The following is a 16,514-nucleotide window of genomic DNA, read 5'->3' as shown; positions in this document are numbered from 1 at the left end:
AGGGTCGCACTGCCGCGCTTTTCAGGCGCAACTTGGACAAAGGGAGCATCCATGGGACCAATCACCGTTCGCGCCATCACGGCTTTGGGCGCCGCCGCGCTTTTTTCGGCGACTCCGGCGCACGCCGAACTGATCAACGCAACGAATCCCGCGACGATCAAGGCAATTCTCGAGTCGCAAGGCTGGCCCGCGACGCTGGTCAGCAAGGCCGGCGACGATCCCTATCTCGAGAGCAATCGCAACGGCCTCAAATTCCTCGTCCTGTTCATGAACTGCGACGAAGGCAAAAAGTGCAAGACGCTGCAATATTATATGGGGTTCAGCGACGCGAAGGGCGTCTCGCTCGACCGGCTCAACCAGTGGAACAAGGACAAGCGTTTCGCCCGCGCGTACAAGGACGATGAGGGCGATCCGGTGCTAGAAATGGACGTCGACCTCGATTTCGCGGGCATACCGCGCGAGAATGTAGGTGAGACGTTCAACACGTGGGCGTCGCTGATGGACAGCTTCCGCGAGTATGTTTTCGAGAAGTGATCTGAACAATCACTCGTCACCCCGGACTTGATCCGGGGTCCCGCTTCTTAACGTCACAAAGCGGGATGCCGGATCAAGTCCGGCATGACGAAGGAGAGGACGAGAAAACGCCGATCAGGCGTTGCGAAGCGCGCCCGCGACAAGCTTCTGCAGCTTCGAATGCACTGCGGCGCTGCCGGCAATGAATTCGCTGCGCTCGATCGCGCGGTCGCCGCCGCGGAAATCGCTGACGAAGCCGCCGGCTTCGCGCACGAGCAACATGCCCGCGGCGACGTCCCAGACTTCCAGGTCGCTTTCCCAGAAGCCGTCGTAACGGCCCGCCGCGACCCATGCGAGGTCGAGGCTGGCCGCGCCGAAGCGGCGGATGCCGGCAACTTCAGGGGCGACTGCACCGAAAATGCGGCTCCACTGCGCCATATTGCCGTGGCCCATATAAGGGATGCCGGTCGAAATCAGGCATTCGTTCAGGTGGCGGCGCGATGCGACGCGGAGGCGGCGGTCGTGCAGCCAGGCGCCGCGGCCGCGTTCGGCCCAATAGCTTTCGTCGGTGACGGGCTGATAGACGAGCGCCGCCGTGACGTCGCCCCAGCCGCCGCCGGGCTTCGGTTCCTGTACCGCGATCGAAATCGCGAAATGCGGAATCGCGTGGAGGAAGTTCGACGTGCCGTCGAGCGGATCGATGATGAAGCGCGGCTTGCCATATTCGCCCTCGATCTCGCCGGCCTCTTCCATCTTGAAGCCCCAGCCCGGACGCGCGTGGGTCAGCTCGTCATAAAGCGTGCGCTCGGCTGCCTGATCGGCCTTCGACACGAAGTCGGCGGGCCCCTTCTGCGAGACCTGCAGATGCTCGATCTCGCCAAAGTCGCGGCGCAGTTTCGTGCCGGCCTTGCGCGCGGCGCGTTCCATGACGGTGATGATGCCGGATACGGCCATATTTATTTCCTTCAACGCGTCGCCCCCGCGAAGGCGGAGGCCGCTGGCTGCGTTGCGCCAAGCTGATAGCGGCCCCCGCCTTCGCGGGGGCGACTTCACTTAGTCCGCGCGGCGGACATATTCGCGGTCGTACACATGCACGACGATCTTCGTTCCGCTCGTGATATGCGGCGGCACCATCACGCGCACGCCATTGTCGAGGATCGCGGGCTTGTACGACGACGAAGCCGTCTGGCCCTTCACGACCGCATCGGCCTCGACGATCGTCGCTTCGATCGTTTCGGGCAGCTCGACAGAGATCGGGCGCTCTTCCCAAAGTTCGAGCACGACGTCCATGCCGTCCTGCAGGAATTCATGCGCTTCGCCGACGACATCCTTCGAGATGTTGATCTGTTCGAACGTATCCTTGTCCATGAACACCAGATCGTCGCCCTCGGCATAGAGGAACTGGAAATCCTTGGTGTCGAGGCGGATCTTTTCCACCGTATCCGCGCTGCGGAACCGGTTGTTGAGCTTGCGCCCGTCGATCAGATTCTTGGCCTCGACCTGCATATAGGCGCCGCCCTTGCCCGGCTGGGTGTGCTGGATCTTGGTGACCTTCCAGATCCCCTTTTCATATTCGATAATATTGCCGGGACGGATTTCAACGCCGGTGATTTTCATCGCGCACACTCACTAGACAAGGATGGAAAGAGCAAAGCCGCGCCCCACCGGGCACAGCTATCAGGTGCGCGCCTTTAGCCGCGACAGCGCCGAAGGGCAAGCCGTGTGTCAGGGCGTCGCGACGACCATCGCGCGCGTCCGCCGATAGCTGAGCCACACCAGGCCGACGAAGAGGATCAGGCCGACCCACGGCGCGTAAGGCGCATAACCGTCACCGACGACTGCGAGAGGCGAATCGCTGCCGCTGCCCGCGACGATGCCCGCATAGAGCACGCCGAACAGGCTTTCGCCGACGATCATGCCCGTCGCGGTGAGCACGCCCATGCGGTGCGCGAAGCCGGCATTCGGGCGCTTCGCCGCCCAGCGGTCATAGAACCAGCCGCCCACCGCACCGATCACCACCGGCAGGATCACCGCCATCGGCAGGTAGATGCCGATGCCGATCGCCAACGGAGGAAGCCGCAGCTTGCCCGCGCGGCCGAGCAGCGCGTCCACGATGATGAAACCGACGCCCGCGAGCACGCCATAACCCAGCATCGTCCAGTTGAGGTCGCCGCCGAGCACACCCTGCGCCAGCGACGAGATCAGCCCCGCCTGCGGTGCCGCAAGCGCGTTCGGCCCGGCGCCCGGCGCCCCGACAAAGCCGAGCGTTTCGTTGAGCACATTGAGCACCGGCGGCACGACGAGCGAACCGAAGATCACACCGATGATCAGCGCGACCTGCTGTTTCCACGGCGTCGCGCCGACAAGCTGGCCGGTCTTGAGGTCCTGAAGATTGTCGTTCGAAATCGTCGCGATGCCAAAGACCAGGCCGGTGACGATCAGCGCATAGGCGACCATCGCGTCGATCTCCGCCTCGCCCCCGCCGCGGCCGGGCAGGCCGAGGAGCAGAAGCGACGAGGCGATGATCGCGAGGATGCCGATCCCCGATACCGGCGAGTTCGACGCGCCGATCAGGCCCGCCATATAACCGGTGACCGACGCGATCATCAGTCCCACGATGATGATGAACAGGATCGCCCCGGCGATCAGCGCGAACGACGCCCCGGCGAGCGGCCCCCCGGCAAGCACCGTCCACAACAGCCAGCCGATCGGCAGCATCAGCGCCAGCGAGCCGCCGAACACCCAGTTGATCGACATATCCTGTTCTTCGATCGCAAGCGCCTGGCCGCCCTGACGTGCGCGGCTTGCGGCCATTGCCGAGCGAATACCGCCGATGACCGGACCCGCGATCTTGATCAGCGTCCAGATCGCGGCGACCGCGATCACGCCGGCGCCAAAGAAACGCACATCGGCGCGAAACACCGTATTCGCCAGCGTCTCGGCATCGCCCGTCCCGCCTTGCGTGAGCGCCGGCAGCAGCACCCACCAGCCGGTGACCATGCCGACAAGCTGCGCCATGCCGACCGACAGGCCGACGAGGTGACCGACGCCGAACAACGCAAAGGCAAGTCCGCCCGCGATCCCCGTCGCGCCGCTGCCGACGGCGAACCAGCGCGCGACTTCGGCGCCGGCGAGCTTCATCTGGGTGAGCAGCGTAAAGCCCGCAGCGACGAGGCTGTTCCACATCAATGCCGAAAGGCCGGCGCGATTTTCCTCGGCACCCTCGGCGCTCGCGGCCCCGACCTGCAGCACCTCTGCGGCGGCGCGGCCCTCGGGATAGGGAAGATCCGAATCGACAACGAGAGCGCGACGCAGCGGGACGGAGAAAAGCACGCCCAATATGCCGCCAAGCATCGTGATTGCGGTCGTTTCGAGCAGCGGGAAACCCTGCCAGTAACCGACCATCACCAGCCCCGGCAGCACGAAGATGATCGCCGCCAGCGTCCCTGCGGCGCTCGCGATCGTCTGGACGATATTATTCTCGAGGATCGTCGACCCGGCCATATAGCGCAGCAGCGCCATCGAAATCACCGCTGCCGGGATCGAGGTCGCAAAGGTCAGCCCGACCTTCAAGCCCAGATAGACGTTCGCCGCCGTGAAAGCCAACGTCAGCAGACCGCCGAGCAGAATCGCACGGATCGTCAGTTCGCGCCCGCGTGAGGTCGGCGTGGTGGTGTCTGTCATCAAAATTCTCCCCGTGCGCTGTCTTGCGGGGCACCGCCCGCAGCGCAAGCAAAAAGCCACGAACCGAGGTCCGTTGGACCGAAACGCCAAAAGCGACGAACCGACATCCTTTTGACGTATCGGTCCAATATGCGGCGCGGCATCAATGCGAAATCGGTGTCCATGATGAGTATCGACCTTTCCGATCTTACTCCGCCGCCCCCGCGCGGCAACGCAGCAACCTCATCGCGCGGGGCGCCTTGCGCCGGCCTTTTCGGCTGGCGCAAGGATGCGGCGGCGCCGCCTGCACCCAGGGATGATCCTAAAACGCCGGGGCGCAATTACCCGGCGGGCTGATCCTGAAGAAGCGCCGCGAAAGCGCGCACGGCCGCACCCGGCCCTTCGGGATGGGCCCATATGCCGCCGGAAACGGCAAGAAAGTCAGCCCCGGCCTCGATCAGCGTCGGCGCATTTTCTATCGTAATCCCGCCGATCGCAACGCAGGGCAATTCGAACATTCCCTGCCACCATTCGAGAATTTCGGGGTCCGCGTGATGCTCGACCGTCTTGGTCGTCGTCGGAAAAAATGCACCGAAGGCAACATAATCGGCGCCCGCCTCGCCCGCTTCCATCGCCAGATGACGGCTCGCATGACAGGTAACGCCGATCTGCGCCTGCGGTCCCAGTAACCGCCGCGCTTCCTTCGGATCGCCGTCGCCCTGCCCCAGGTGCACCCCGTCAGCGCCAAGCCGCTTCGCGAGCGCGACATCGTCATTCACGATGAACGCGACGTCATGGGCGGCGCAGATTTCCTGCAACGGTTCGGCAAGCCGCGCCGCGTCATGCTGGTCGAGATTCTTCACGCGAAACTGAAAGGCGGCAACGGGTCCGGCGCCCAGCGCTTCGGTGAGTTGGCCCGGAAAATCGCCACCGACGTCGAGCGGCGAAATGAGGTATAATTGGCAGGTCGGTGCTTTCATGGCGCGTTCATAGCGGCGCCGTCACAGACGGGCAAATGCAGAACATATACCGCATGGCGATCGTCGCCCTCCCCGCCGCTCTCGCTCTCTCTGCCTGCGCCACGACGCGCGCCGCGCCGCTGCCCGACGGCAGCGACGTCGCGCTTGGCCAAAAGGCCTATGTCGACGGGCCGCTTGTCCAGCCGGTCGAGGTGGTTGAGGACAGCCGTTGCCCGATGAACGCGCGCTGCGTCTGGGCAGGCCGCGTGCGCGTGAAGATGGTCTGGATTCGCGGCAATGGTGAAAAGCAGCCGTTCGAAGCGACGCTGGGCGAGCCGGTGCAGCTTGCCGACGGCCAATTCACGCTCGAATCGGTGCGGCCGGAAAAGATGACCAATGTGACGATCAAACCGTCGGACTATCGCTTCTCGTTCCGCTTCGCGGGCGGGCTCTAAAGCACCCGCGCCAGCACGAACCCGTCCCAGCCCTTGGCGCCGACCGTCTGGATAGCGGTCGCGTCGAGGCGGGGATTGCCGCTCAGCATATCGAACAGCGCGCGCGTGCCGACGATGCGCTCGTCGTCGCTGTCCGCGTCCAACACCCCGCCCTCGCGCACGACATTGTCGACAATGATCATCGTGCCGGGGCGGCCCAGGCGGATCGCTTCGTCGACGTAGCGGACGTTGCTCTGCTTGTCGGCGTCGATGAAAACAAAGTCGAACGGCGCTTCACCGGTCATCGCCGCCAGGCTCTGCACCGCCGGGCCGACGCGGATGTCCACCCGGCCCGCCAATCCGGCGCTTTCAAGATTTTCCTGCGCTACGCGTGCGTGATGTGCCTCAAGTTCCAGCGTCACCAGCGTTCCGCCCTCGGGCAGCGCCCGCGCCAGCCAGATCGTCGAATAGCCGCCAAGCGTCCCGACTTCGAGGATGCGTTTTGCGCCGGCCATCTGCGCGAGCAGGAACAGCATCTTGCCCTGCGCCGCCGACACGTCGATCGGCGGCAGCCCTTGTCTTTCATTGTTCGCGAGGGTGGTGGCAAGCGCATCGTCCGCGCCCAGCAACTTGTCGGCGATATAATCGTCGACGGCTTGCCACCTCTCTCCCATCACTTCAGGCCACGGAGGCCGCGTGAATTTCCTTGATCGCGCCGCCGAGCGATGCGTTGAATTCCTCATCGCTCATCTGATGGCGCAGGTCTTCGAGCAAGGCGCGGCTGAAGCTCGCGATGATGCCCGGGTTCTTGGCCAGTTCGACGCAGGCTTCGGGGCGGGCAAAGCCACCCGACAACGCGACGACGCGCAGCACCTTGGGGTGATCGACCAGCGGCTGGAACAGCCCGGCTTCGGTCGGCAGCGACAGTTTCAGCATTACCGGCGCGCCGGTCCAGGCGTCGAGCGCCGCGATCAGTTCGTTCAACAGCAGGCGGTCGGCGGCATCGCGCTCGGCGCTCTTGATGTTCACCTCGGGTTCGATGATCGGAACCAGCCCATGCGATGCGATGCGCGCCGCTTCGGCGAACTGTTGTTCGACGATCGCCTTGATACCCGCGGGATTGGCAAGATTGACGACGCTGCGCATCTTGGTGCCGAACACGCCCTTGGCAACCGCACGCTCGCACAGATCGTCGAGACCGGGGTTCGCCTTCATCAACTGGACGCCATCGGCCTCGTCTTCCAGACCCTTGTCGACCTTCAGGAACGGAACGACGCCGCGCTCCCACAATAGCGCGGGCACTGGCTTGCCGCCCGCTTCGCCGTCCATCGTGCGTTCGAACAGGATCGCGCCGATCACCTTCTCGCCATTGAAGCAGGGTGCGGTGACGATGCGGCTGCGCATGTCGTGAATCAGGCCGAACATTTCCTCATCGTTCGAGAAAGCGTCCGCTTCGATCCCATAGCCCTTCAATGCCTTGGGCGTCGAACCGCCGCTCTGGTCGAGCGCGGCGATAAAGCCCTGCCCCGATTTGATCTGGTCGAGCATGGCGGCATTGGCGGTGGTCATAAGATCTCCGGTTGTTTGCATACGTATGTGGCGGTGCGCATAGCGAGCCCTTGGGCGCGATGCAATGCGGTGGGAAAGTCTAGGCCTTCAGCGCGTCGACGCCCGGCAACGCTTTGCCTTCCATCCATTCCAGGAAAGCGCCGCCAGCGGTCGAAACAAAGGTGAAATCGCCGGCCACGCCGGCATGGTTGAGCGCCGCGACGGTATCGCCGCCGCCCGCGACCGAGGTCAGCGAACCTTCGCGCGTCAACGCTGCTGCGGTTTTGGCGAGCGCGACGGTCGCGGTGTCGAACGGCGGCGTCTCGAACGCGCCGAGCGGACCGTTCCAGACGAGCGTGCGGCAGTTCTTGAGCACATCGGCCAGCGCCTCGACCGCGGCGGGGCCGACGTCGAGGATCATTTCATCGGCCGCGACTTCATGCACATTGACCGTGCGCGTCGGCGGGTTCGGGGCGAATTCCTTCGACACCACGACGTCATAGGGAAGATGGATCGTGCAGCCCGCGGCATCGGCCGCGTCGAAGATCGCATTGGCGGTGTCGACCAGGTCATGCTCGCACAGCGACTTGCCGACATCGACCCCGCGTGCGGCGAGGAAGGTGTTCGCCATGCCGCCGCCGATGATCAGATGGTCGACCTTGCCGACGAGGTTGCGCAGCACGTCGATCTTGCTCGACACCTTCGCACCGCCGACGACTGCGGCGACCGGATGCGCCGGATTGCCGAGCGCGGCGTCGAGTGCCTTCAGCTCGGCCTCCATCGCGCGCCCCGCATAGGCGGGCAGACGGCGCGCGACGCCCTCGGTCGAACCATGCGCGCGGTGGGCGGCCGAAAAAGCGTCGTTTACGTACAGGTCGCCAATCTCGGCCAAGGCGTCGGCGAAGGCCGGATCATTCTTTTCTTCGCCGGGATAGAAGCGCGTGTTTTCGAGTACCGCGACATCGCCCGCCGCGAGCACCGCGATGCCGGCCTTGGCGCCTTCGCCGACCGCTTCGGGGATGAACATGACCGAATGGCCAAGCACATCCTCGACGCCGCCCATGACGAGGCTCAACGATTGGGTCGGGTTCTTCGCGCCCTTGGGTCGCCCGAAATGGGCGAGGAGCAGCACGATCGCGCCCTTGTCCGACAGTTCCCGGATCGTCGGCATCGCGGCCTGGATCCGGGTCGCATCGCTGACCGCGCCATCGATCATCGGGACGTTGAGGTCGACGCGTACGAGCACGCGCTTGCCGGTGACGTCACCGATATCGTCGAGGGTTTTGAACGCGGTCATTCTTTTCACTCCGTACCCGGAGCGTGCCCCCGCAAAGGCAGGGGCCCATCTCCTATGCCATCCTTCCCCATCCCCTTCCGTCCGATACCATATCGGCGGGAGATGGGCCCCTGCGTTCGCAGGGGCTCAGGCAAATTACAGGAACTTGGCGATCACGCCCGCGGTGTCGATCATGCGGTTCGAGAAGCCCCATTCATTGTCGTACCAGCTAAGCACGCGCACCAGCTTGCCGTCGATCACCGAGGTTTCGAGGCTGTCGATCGTCGAGCTTGCCGCATTATGGTTGAAGTCGATCGAAACCAGCGGCTCTTCGGTATAGCCGAGCACGCCCTTCAGCGCGCCTTCGGCCGCGGCCTTGAGCACTGCGTTGACTTCTTCCTTGGTGGTTTCGCGCAGCGGCGTGAAGGTCAGGTCGACGACCGACACATTCGGGGTCGGAACGCGGATCGACGAACCGTCGAGCTTGCCCTTCAGTTCGGGCAGAACCAGACCGACGGCGACCGCGGCACCGGTCGAGGTCGGGATCATCGACATCGCGGCGGCGCGGGCGCGGCGCGGATCGTCGTGGATCTGGTCGAGGATCTTCTGGTCGTTGGTATAGGCGTGGATCGTCGTCATCAGACCGCGCTCGATCCCGATCGCCTCGTGCAGCACCTTGGCAAAGGGCGCGAGGCAGTTGGTGGTGCACGACGCGTTCGAGATGATCAGATGGTCGGCGGTGATCTTGTCGTCATTGACGCCGAACACGACGGTCAGGTCGACTTCCTTAGCGGGGGCAGAGATCAGCACGCGCTTGGCACCGGCGTCGAGATGCTTCTGGCCGCCGGCCTTGTTGGTGAAGAAGCCGGTGCATTCCATCACGATGTCGATGCCGTTTGCGGCATGCGGGAGCGCGGCGGGGTCGCGCTCGGCGGTCACCTGGATGCGCTTGCCGTTGATGATCAGGTCGTTGCCATCGACTTCGACGGTGCCGTTGAAGGCGCCGTGGACCGAATCATGGCGGAGCAGCCGGGCATTCGCCTTGGCATCGCCCAGGTCGTTGATCGACACCAGCTCCAGATCGTGGTCGGTGCGCTCCAGAATGGCGCGCGCCACATTGCGGCCGATGCGTCCGAAACCGTTGATTGCAACCTTCACTGCCATGTCGAAACGTCCTTTCTGCGTGGAATAAGCCGGTCCTTAGTTGCCGAGCTTTGCCAGTATCTGGGGGGTGATAGCGTCGGCGGTAAGGCCGAAATGCTTGAATAGGTCTTCAATCGGAGCCGAAGCGCCAAAGCTGTCGATGCCGAAACGCAGGCCGCGGCGGCCGGTGTAGCGTTCCCACCCAAAGGTCGTGCCCGCCTCGATCGACACGAGCAGCGCATCGTCGGGCAGGATATCGGCCTGATAGGCGGCGCTCTGTTCGTCGAACAATTCGGTCGAGACCATCGAGACGACGTCGGCGCCATGACCGGCAGCTTCGAGCTTGTCGGCGACTTCGATCGCGAGCGACACTTCGGAGCCCGTCGCGACGAGTACAACCTTGCGCGCGGCCGAGGCGGCGCGAAGGCGGTAACCGCCTTTTGCACAAAGATTTTCGGTGACGTCATGACGGAGCGGCGGGAGGTTCTGACGCGTCAGCGCGAGCAGCGACGGGCGGCTTTCCTGCGCAAGCGCGAGCGCCCAGCATTCGGCGGTCTCGACCGCGTCGGCGGGACGCATGACGAGCAGGTTCGGCATCGCGCGCAGCGACTGAAGATGCTCGATCGGCTGGTGCGTCGGGCCGTCTTCGCCGAGTCCGATGCTGTCGTGCGTCATCACATAGACGACGCGCTGCTGCTGGAGCGCCGACAGGCGGATCGCGGCGCGGCAATAGTCGGCAAACACCAGGAACGTGCCGCCATAGGGAATGATGCCGCCATGGAGCGCCATCCCGTTCATCGCGGCCGCCATGCCGAACTCGCGAATGCCGTAATAGATATAGCGGCCCGAATAATCATTCTTCGTCAGTGGCTTGGTCGACGAAGTTTTTGTATTGTTCGAACCGGTCAGATCGGCGCTGCCGCCCACAAGCGCCGCGATATCGGCGGTCAGCGCGCCGAGCGTATTTTCAGACGCCTTGCGCGTCGCAACCTTCGGCGGTTCGGCGACCAGGCCATCGAGATAGGCCTTGAAGGCGTCGCCCGGAACGATCTTGCCAGCTAGACGATCTACAAATTCGCTTTTCTTTTCGTTATTTGCGAGGCGATCGCTCCATTCGTTATGAAGCCCCTTGCCCTTCTCGCCAAAAGCCGCCCAGGCCGATGCGATATCGGCGGGAATGACGAACGGCTCGGCGGTCCAGCCGAGTTCCTTGCGCGCTGCGGCAATCTCTTCGGCGCCCAGCGGCGCGCCATGCGTCGCCGACGTGCCCTGCTTGGTCGGCGCGCCGAAACCGATGATCGTGCGGCACGCGATCAGCGACGGACGCGGATCGGCAAGCGCGGCGTCGATCGCACGGCGGATATCGGCGGGGTCGTGCCCGTCGCAGCTTTCGACATGCCAGCCGGTCGCCGCATAGCGCGCCGCGATATCCTCGCTCGTCGACAGGTCGGTCGATCCGTCGATGGTGATCTTGTTATCGTCCCAAAGCACCGTCAGGCGGCCAAGACCAAGATGTCCGGCCAGACCGATTGCTTCGTGATTAATGCCTTCCATCAGGCAGCCGTCACCAGCGATCACCCAGGTGCGATGATCGACGAGGTCGTCGCCATAGAGGGCGTTGAGATGCCGTTCGGCGATTGCCATGCCGACCGAGGTCGCGAGCCCCTGGCCCAGCGGCCCGGTCGTCGTCTCGACGCCTTCAAGCTCGAAATTCTCGGGGTGGCCCGCGCACGGGCTGTGCAGCTGGCGGAAATTGCGAATGTCGTCGAGGGTCGGCCGCGCGTAGCCCGCAAGATTGAGCGTCGCATAGGCGAGCATCGAGCCATGACCCGCCGAAAGGACGAATCGGTCGCGATCGGCCCATTTCGGATCGGTGGGGTCGAACTTCAGATAATCCGAATAAAGGACGGTGGCGACGTCGGCCATGCCCATAGGCATCCCGGGATGGCCGCTGTTTGCGGCCTGTACGGCGTCCATCGCAAGCGCACGGATCGCGTTGGCGAGCTGACGTTCGGGCAGTGTCATGAGTCCCCCGGGAAAGGATGTGAAGGTGACCGGATTCGGTGCGACAGCCCTTTGCGGTCGCACGGTCAGGAGTCAACCGCCCGCGGCACGAATGCGGCACAAATTCCGGCGCATTTCGGTGTGGAGAGGCGATTGCACCCCTTCCCCGGCGCTGCTAACCCTTAAGCATGGAACTCGATCTCGACGAATCCAGCCTGGCCATCGGCCGTATCGAGCGCGCATTGAGCCGTATCGAAAAAGCCCTGACCGACCGGGCAAACCGCCCCGCACCCGCCGTGGCAGCGCCCGCCGCCGACCAATCGGCACTAAAGGCCGAGGTTGCCGCCGTTATCGGCGAACTCGACCGACTGATCGCGGAGGCCGACCGTGGCTGACGTCAAGCTCACCATCGCCGGACGCCCCTATGACGTGCATTGCGCCGACGGTGAGGAGGGGCAACTGATCCAACTCGCGTCGGTAGTCGACGAAAAGGTGCGCACGATGCCCGGCGGTACCGAGGTCCGGCAATTGTTGTTCGCGGCATTGATGCTTGCCGACGACGCGCAGGAAGCGCGAGGCAAGATCGAAAAGGCCGAACCGCAATCGGATTCGCTCCGCGCGGCGGTGGCGCTTGCTGAAAGCCGCGAAGCGACGGCGCGCGACGAGCTGCAGGCTGTAGTCGCGCGCGAAAAGGCAGCGCTCAAGGAACTGGAAACGGCACGGCAGGCGCCCCAACACTCTTCGCCTGCGGTCAACCCATCGAACAATCGCGCCTTGTTGCAAATTGCCGACCGAATCGAAGCGCTCGCAACGAAAGTCGAGCAGCTCCCTTGAGGAAAACGGCCCGCGCGCCTACATAGGGGACGGCGGGCACTGCCCGGCACGAGCTTTTGCGAAAATCCCTGAGGCGATACATCATCCTAGGGGGCTGTCCCTGCCCGGACCCTGGTCCGACGTATATGGTCCCCACCTGACGTTACTGGCGTCAGAGGACTTTCCAGCAAACGACCTCGGCGGTCCCGCCAACCGATTCACTTATGTCCCAGAGGAGGCGATGACCGACTTGTCCGCCGATCTGGTCCAGCAAAAACAGAAATTGCGCGACCGGCTGCGCTTTCGGCGTCGGCATTTTGCCGCAAATCTCGACGGCATGGCGCAACTGGCGGCTTTTCGCGCGCTACCTGCGCCGCTTTCCGATCTTCTTGCCGATCACGCCATCGTTGGCGCCTATATCGCGTGGGGCGACGAACCCGATATCATCCCGATGCTCTCCGGCGTTGCGGAAGGAGGGGCTCTTGCCCTGCCCCACCACAGCGGTCGGGTCGACACGATGGATTTTCGTCGCTGGCGACCCGGCGAATCGCTCGCCAAGGGGCCGTGGAGCACGCAGCAGCCCGCCGACGACGCCCTCTTGGCGATTCCGGACATCTTATTCTGCCCGCTCGTCGGGTTCGATCGCCAGGGCGGCCGCATCGGCCAGGGCGGCGGCCATTATGACCGTTATTTCGCCGCGCATCCCGATGCACTGCGGATCGGTATCGGCTGGTCGGTGCAGGAAATCGACGCTACGCCGCGCGAATCGACCGACATCGCGCTCGACGCGATATTGACCGAGCAGGAATTCATCCTTTGCGGAGACCGTTTGTGAGCCAGGATCCAGCCAATCCCCAGCCGAGTTGGCGCAAACCAGCAGGCATGTTCCTGATCCTCGCCCTTATCGCGGGATGGACCGCGATCGTCGTCAGCCTCTCGCCCTGGGTCGGCAACTGGCCGGTGCTGGTGCAGGCTGTGTTCTACCTGATTGCAGGCATCGTCTGGATCGCGCCGCTGAAACCGCTGCTGCGCTGGATGGAATTGGGGAAATGGCGCGGCTGAAGCGCCGCGCCATTTTTCCCGATTTCCAGTGATGGAAGGTCCCAAGCTGCGGTGGCCATCCCATCCGAAAAAGGAAGGAATGGCGCGAGTGACGGGGCTCGAACCCGCGACCTCCGGCGTGACAGGCCGGCACTCTAACCAACTGAGCTACACCCGCGTGTGCTTGGGAGCCGCGCCAATATGGCCCTCGCCCCGACCTGTCAACCGTCGCTTTCATCCTGTGTGCGATTTAATCGATCGCGCACCTCGTCGGTGGTCGTCAGCGTGCCATGTTCGAAAAGGAAACCCGCCAGATCGGGCGTTCCCGTCGACGCGAGCACGGTCTGCAAAATCAGCAGCAGTGGCACAGCGAGCAGAGCGCCCGGCGTCCCCCATACCCATCCCCAGAAACTCAACGATACGAGAATCAGCAGCGGATTGATCGTCAGTCGCTTGCCGAGCACGAGCGGCGTGATCAGATTCGCCTCAACCAAATGGACGCCGATAAAGATCAGCGCCGGCAATAGGGCGAGCCCGACGGCATCGAAGGTCATGAGTCCGCCAAGCCCGAGCAGCACTGCCGCGACGATCGGCCCCAGATAGGGCACGAAATTGCAGATACTGACGATCCCGCCCCACATGAAAGGCGATGGCATCCCGAGCGCCCAGAGCAGGAGCGAGACGGTCAGGCCGAGAATCGCGTTGATCATCGTGATCGTCGCCAGATAGTCGGCGGTCGCATCGACGACATTCTGGATCACGCGCGCGGTCTGCATCGCGCCGTCGAAGCTGCCGCGCCGCCGGATCGTTCCTTTGCGCAGCCGCGTCCAGCCCGCGAGAAAGAAGAAGATCACGAGCACGGCGAAGAAGAGCTGAATTGCCGCCGCGGGCGCCGACGAGATGAAATAGTCGACCACCGAAGTCGGTGCCGTCGCCGCCACCGCCTGCGCGGTCGCTTCGGTTCCGCTCGCCACCGACAGCAATGTGCGATCGACGAAACGCTGCAACGTCGAATAAAAATCGATCAGCGGCGCCAGATTGCTCTGGATACGCGGAATCGATTCGGGGATTCGCGCGAACCAGCCGGTCGCGGGCACGACGATGATCGCCAGCGCAGCGTTGATGATAGCCAGAAAAGTCGCGAGCGCGAGGAACGATGCGAGCGCCGACGGCACGCCGCGCCGCTCGAGCCATTCGAGCAGCGGAACAAGCGCGATCGCGATGACGATCGCCGCAGTCAGCGGCAGGAAGAATTCGGCGCCCGCCTGCAGGGCAAAGGGGAGCCCCAGGCAAAAGCTTGCGCCGAGGATCAGCGCAAGCGCGGCAAGCAACCGGTCGCGACGGAAATCGTCGATCTCGATCTGGTGCAGCGGATTGACGCGCGACGAACGCACATCCTTGCTGCCCCGGTCGTCCGCCACCCCTGCTCTCCTCGTTAACCGCCTCGTCTTACGCGAGCTTTACTTTCCGCGCCAGTCGCCCCGTTTTGCGACGAAACGCGTGCCCCGCTGTCCCCATCTGGGTCAAAACGCGTCTTTCTTCCTGCTTTTTAACCAGAAATTACCCTTTATCGGCGACTGAAGGCTCCAAGGACCAACCTTTCCGGAGTCAAAGTGATGATGAAAGCGCCTGTGGGGGGCGCGAAGCATCAGCTTCTACCCTCGTGTTCAATTTTCGCGCTGCTGGCCGCATTTGCGTTGCCGATGCAGGCCGAGGCGGCCGGCACTCGCGCCGGCTCCACCATCAGCAACACGGCAAGCGCGAGCTTCGATACGGGTGGCGGCACGACCACTGTCGATTCGAACCGCGTCGACCTGCTTGTCGACGAACTTCTCGACGTTACGGTCGATTCGAGCAATCCCGCCGATGTTCCGACAACGCCCGGTGCGACGGGTCAGCTTCTGACTTTCTCGGTCACGAACAACGGCAACGGCGTCGAAGCTTTCGGCCTAACGACGATCGCCAATGCGGGGGGTGACAATTACGACCCCGTCGTCACGCAAATCTATCTGGACAATGGCGACGGCATTTTCGACGCCAGCACCGATACGCTCTATACTGCAGGCGCCAACGACCCGTCGCTCAACCCTGACCAGAGCATCACGGTCTTCGTCCTTGCGACGACACCCGGCACGGTGGTGGACGGCAATCGCGGCATCGTAAGTCTCGTCGCCGCTGCCAAAACGGGTACCGGCGCGCCCGGGTACAGTTTTGCCGGCCAAGGCGAAGGCGGCGGCGATGCCGTCGTCGGTTCGACCGGTGCCGACGGACAGGACGCCGGCGCTTTTGTTGTCGCGGCTGCGACGGTAACACTCGTCAAATCGGCGGTCGTGAGCAATTCGCTCGGCACCACCGACCCGATTCCGGGTGCCGTTATCACCTATACCATCGTCGCCACCGTCGCCGGCAGCGGCTCGGTCAGCGGCCTGGCCGTGACCGACAATATTCCCGTGGACACCAGCTACGTCCCCGGCTCGATCACGCTCGGCGGTATTGGTCTGTCCGACGCGGCCGATGCCGACGCGGGCGATTATAACGGCACGCGGATCAACGTCGGGCTCGGCACTGTTGCCGGCGGCCAGACCCGCACCGTCACCTTCCGTACCCGAATCAACTGATGGAGATGCGCATGCGCACCGCTCTTTTTCTTTTGCTCGCCGCGCTGATGCCCGGTCAGGCGCTCGCCGCGAACCAGGTCGCGCTCGACAACAATGTATTCGTCGAACGCGTGACGACCGACGCTCAGGGAAAGCAGAAGATCCTGCTCGAAGAACCAAAGGTTGTCGTTCCCGGCGACCGGCTTGTCTTCGTGCTCAGCTATCGCAACGCGGGGGCACAGCCCGCCGACAAGTTCGTGATCACGAATCCGATGCCCTCGGCGGTTCAATTTGCCGATGCGGGCGATACGCGGCCACTCGTTTCGGTCGACGGCGGCAAGCAGTGGGGACTGCTTTCCGACCTCAGCATTCCGATGAACGATGGCGCGCGCCGCGCGGCACAGCCCGCCGATGTCACGCACGTCCGCTGGGCTTTTGCCAAACCGATTCCGGTCGGCGGGGCGGGCAAACTCATGTTTCGGGGAGTTGTAAAATAGCCAATTAATAAAGCCGCTTAATGGTT

General features: G+C 63.8%; 18 protein-coding genes and 1 tRNA gene. 8 read left to right on the top strand and 11 right to left on the bottom strand.

Translation table 11 applies throughout. The features are described 5' to 3' along the window. Nucleotides 1-51: 51 nt before the first annotated feature. Entirely contained in the window at nt 52-534 is a 483-nt protein-coding gene (locus tag SC1_RS08775; RefSeq protein ID WP_062180200.1) for a YbjN domain-containing protein, read from the top strand. Nucleotides 535-648: 114 nt separating this feature from the next. On the opposite strand, the gene SC1_RS08770 is transcribed toward SC1_RS08775, so the two are convergent. From SC1_RS08770 to thiE, 4 genes are all read right to left on the bottom strand, one after another. Next, complete coding sequence (locus tag SC1_RS08770; protein WP_062180199.1) at nt 649-1,467, bottom strand: inositol monophosphatase family protein; 819 nt, start codon at nt 1,465-1,467, stop codon at nt 649-651. A gap of 99 nt (nt 1,468-1,566) precedes the next feature. Further along, entirely contained in the window at nt 1,567-2,130 is a 564-nt protein-coding gene (gene efp, locus SC1_RS08765) for an elongation factor P (RefSeq protein WP_062180198.1), read from the bottom strand. A 108-nt stretch (nt 2,131-2,238) separates the two neighbouring features. Next, nucleotides 2,239-4,197: an OPT family oligopeptide transporter gene (locus SC1_RS08760; RefSeq protein ID WP_062180197.1), complete on the bottom strand. Its 1,959-nt coding sequence runs from the start codon at nt 4,195-4,197 to the stop codon at nt 2,239-2,241. 320 nt (nt 4,198-4,517) lie between these two features. Continuing rightward, entirely contained in the window at nt 4,518-5,156 is a 639-nt protein-coding gene (thiE, locus tag SC1_RS08755) for a thiamine phosphate synthase (protein WP_062180195.1), read from the bottom strand. Between the two features lie 53 nt (nt 5,157-5,209). On the opposite strand from thiE, the gene SC1_RS08750 reads away from it, so the two are divergent. Further along, complete coding sequence (locus tag SC1_RS08750) at nt 5,210-5,590, top strand: hypothetical protein (RefSeq protein WP_238586631.1); 381 nt, start codon at nt 5,210-5,212, stop codon at nt 5,588-5,590. Here SC1_RS08750 and SC1_RS08745 read toward each other — a convergent pair. From SC1_RS08745 to tkt, 5 genes are all read right to left on the bottom strand, one after another. Then, nucleotides 5,587-6,243: an O-methyltransferase gene (locus SC1_RS08745; RefSeq protein ID WP_062180192.1), complete on the bottom strand. Its 657-nt coding sequence runs from the start codon at nt 6,241-6,243 to the stop codon at nt 5,587-5,589. The two genes, SC1_RS08750 and SC1_RS08745, sit on opposite strands and share 4 nt — an antisense overlap. Before the next feature lie 4 nt (nt 6,244-6,247). Further along, the gene (locus SC1_RS08740) at nt 6,248-7,117 is read right to left on the bottom strand and encodes a fructose bisphosphate aldolase (protein ID WP_193749189.1); all 870 of its coding nucleotides are present in this window, start codon (nt 7,115-7,117) and stop codon (nt 6,248-6,250) included. A 100-nt stretch (nt 7,118-7,217) separates the two neighbouring features. Further along, entirely contained in the window at nt 7,218-8,414 is a 1,197-nt protein-coding gene (gene pgk, locus SC1_RS08735; protein WP_062180187.1) for a phosphoglycerate kinase, read from the bottom strand. Nucleotides 8,415-8,549: 135 nt separating this feature from the next. Beyond that, nucleotides 8,550-9,557 carry a type I glyceraldehyde-3-phosphate dehydrogenase gene (gene gap, locus SC1_RS08730; RefSeq protein ID WP_062180183.1) on the bottom strand — a complete coding sequence of 336 codons (1,008 nt, stop codon included), beginning with the start codon at nt 9,555-9,557 and terminating at the stop codon, nt 8,550-8,552. Between the two features lie 36 nt (nt 9,558-9,593). Beyond that, nucleotides 9,594-11,561, bottom strand: a complete 1,968-nt coding sequence (gene tkt / locus SC1_RS08725; protein WP_062180180.1) for a transketolase — start codon at nt 11,559-11,561, stop codon at nt 9,594-9,596. 167 nt (nt 11,562-11,728) lie between these two features. On the opposite strand from tkt, the gene SC1_RS08720 reads away from it, so the two are divergent. From SC1_RS08720 to SC1_RS08705, 4 genes are all read left to right on the top strand, one after another. Next, nucleotides 11,729-11,935 carry a hypothetical protein gene (locus SC1_RS08720; protein ID WP_062180177.1) on the top strand — a complete coding sequence of 69 codons (207 nt, stop codon included), beginning with the start codon at nt 11,729-11,731 and terminating at the stop codon, nt 11,933-11,935. Further along, nucleotides 11,928-12,374 (top strand): cell division protein ZapA, encoded by a 447-nt coding sequence (locus SC1_RS08715; protein ID WP_062180174.1) that lies wholly within the window; start codon nt 11,928-11,930, stop codon nt 12,372-12,374. Before SC1_RS08720 ends, SC1_RS08715 begins: the two co-directional genes overlap by 8 nt. Before the next feature lie 220 nt (nt 12,375-12,594). Then, nucleotides 12,595-13,188 carry a 5-formyltetrahydrofolate cyclo-ligase gene (locus SC1_RS08710; RefSeq protein WP_062180171.1) on the top strand — a complete coding sequence of 198 codons (594 nt, stop codon included), beginning with the start codon at nt 12,595-12,597 and terminating at the stop codon, nt 13,186-13,188. After that, nucleotides 13,185-13,415 carry a DUF2842 domain-containing protein gene (locus SC1_RS08705; RefSeq protein ID WP_083435762.1) on the top strand — a complete coding sequence of 77 codons (231 nt, stop codon included), beginning with the start codon at nt 13,185-13,187 and terminating at the stop codon, nt 13,413-13,415. The genes SC1_RS08710 and SC1_RS08705 overlap by 4 nt, the downstream gene beginning before the upstream one ends. Before the next feature lie 80 nt (nt 13,416-13,495). Here SC1_RS08705 and SC1_RS08700 read toward each other — a convergent pair. Together SC1_RS08700 and SC1_RS08695 are read right to left on the bottom strand one after the other, a co-directional pair. Then, nucleotides 13,496-13,572 (bottom strand) — tRNA-Asp (locus tag SC1_RS08700). A 43-nt stretch (nt 13,573-13,615) separates the two neighbouring features. After that, nucleotides 13,616-14,815, bottom strand: coding sequence for an AI-2E family transporter (locus SC1_RS08695; protein WP_238586630.1), 1,200 nt, complete (start codon nt 14,813-14,815; stop codon nt 13,616-13,618). Between the two features lie 195 nt (nt 14,816-15,010). Between SC1_RS08695 and SC1_RS08690 the strand changes: the two genes are divergently transcribed. Continuing rightward, the gene (locus SC1_RS08690) at nt 15,011-16,012 is read left to right on the top strand and encodes a DUF11 domain-containing protein (RefSeq protein ID WP_062180165.1); all 1,002 of its coding nucleotides are present in this window, start codon (nt 15,011-15,013) and stop codon (nt 16,010-16,012) included. 11 nt (nt 16,013-16,023) lie between these two features. After that, a complete protein-coding gene (locus tag SC1_RS08685; protein WP_238586629.1) occupies nt 16,024-16,488 on the top strand; it encodes a hypothetical protein in 465 nt (154 codons plus the stop codon). Nucleotides 16,489-16,514 lie beyond the last annotated feature (26 nt).

Origin of the sequence: Sphingopyxis sp. C-1, assembly GCF_001047015.1 — a bacterium.
Taxonomy (GTDB): domain Bacteria; phylum Pseudomonadota; class Alphaproteobacteria; order Sphingomonadales; family Sphingomonadaceae; genus Sphingopyxis.
Note: the sequence above shows the minus strand (reverse complement) of the source record. Positions and strands in the feature narration are given on the sequence as shown.

Coding starts and splice junctions, on each gene's coding strand:
- SC1_RS08775 (WP_062180200.1), top strand. CDS start 52: ATGGGACCAATCACCGTTCGCGCCATCACGGCTTTGGGCGCCGCCGCG.
- SC1_RS08770 (WP_062180199.1), bottom strand. CDS start 1,467: ATGGCCGTATCCGGCATCATCACCGTCATGGAACGCGCCGCGCGCAAG.
- efp (WP_062180198.1), bottom strand. CDS start 2,130: ATGAAAATCACCGGCGTTGAAATCCGTCCCGGCAATATTATCGAATAT.
- SC1_RS08760 (WP_062180197.1), bottom strand. CDS start 4,197: ATGACAGACACCACCACGCCGACCTCACGCGGGCGCGAACTGACGATC.
- thiE (WP_062180195.1), bottom strand. CDS start 5,156: ATGAAAGCACCGACCTGCCAATTATACCTCATTTCGCCGCTCGACGTC.
- SC1_RS08750 (WP_238586631.1), top strand. CDS start 5,210: ATGGCGATCGTCGCCCTCCCCGCCGCTCTCGCTCTCTCTGCCTGCGCC.
- SC1_RS08745 (WP_062180192.1), bottom strand. CDS start 6,243: ATGGGAGAGAGGTGGCAAGCCGTCGACGATTATATCGCCGACAAGTTG.
- SC1_RS08740 (WP_193749189.1), bottom strand. CDS start 7,117: ATGCTCGACCAGATCAAATCGGGGCAGGGCTTTATCGCCGCGCTCGAC.
- pgk (WP_062180187.1), bottom strand. CDS start 8,414: ATGACCGCGTTCAAAACCCTCGACGATATCGGTGACGTCACCGGCAAG.
- gap (WP_062180183.1), bottom strand. CDS start 9,557: ATGGCAGTGAAGGTTGCAATCAACGGTTTCGGACGCATCGGCCGCAAT.
- tkt (WP_062180180.1), bottom strand. CDS start 11,561: ATGACACTGCCCGAACGTCAGCTCGCCAACGCGATCCGTGCGCTTGCG.
- SC1_RS08720 (WP_062180177.1), top strand. CDS start 11,729: ATGGAACTCGATCTCGACGAATCCAGCCTGGCCATCGGCCGTATCGAG.
- SC1_RS08710 (WP_062180171.1), top strand. CDS start 12,595: ATGACCGACTTGTCCGCCGATCTGGTCCAGCAAAAACAGAAATTGCGC.
- SC1_RS08690 (WP_062180165.1), top strand. CDS start 15,011: ATGATGAAAGCGCCTGTGGGGGGCGCGAAGCATCAGCTTCTACCCTCG.
- SC1_RS08685 (WP_238586629.1), top strand. CDS start 16,024: ATGCGCACCGCTCTTTTTCTTTTGCTCGCCGCGCTGATGCCCGGTCAG.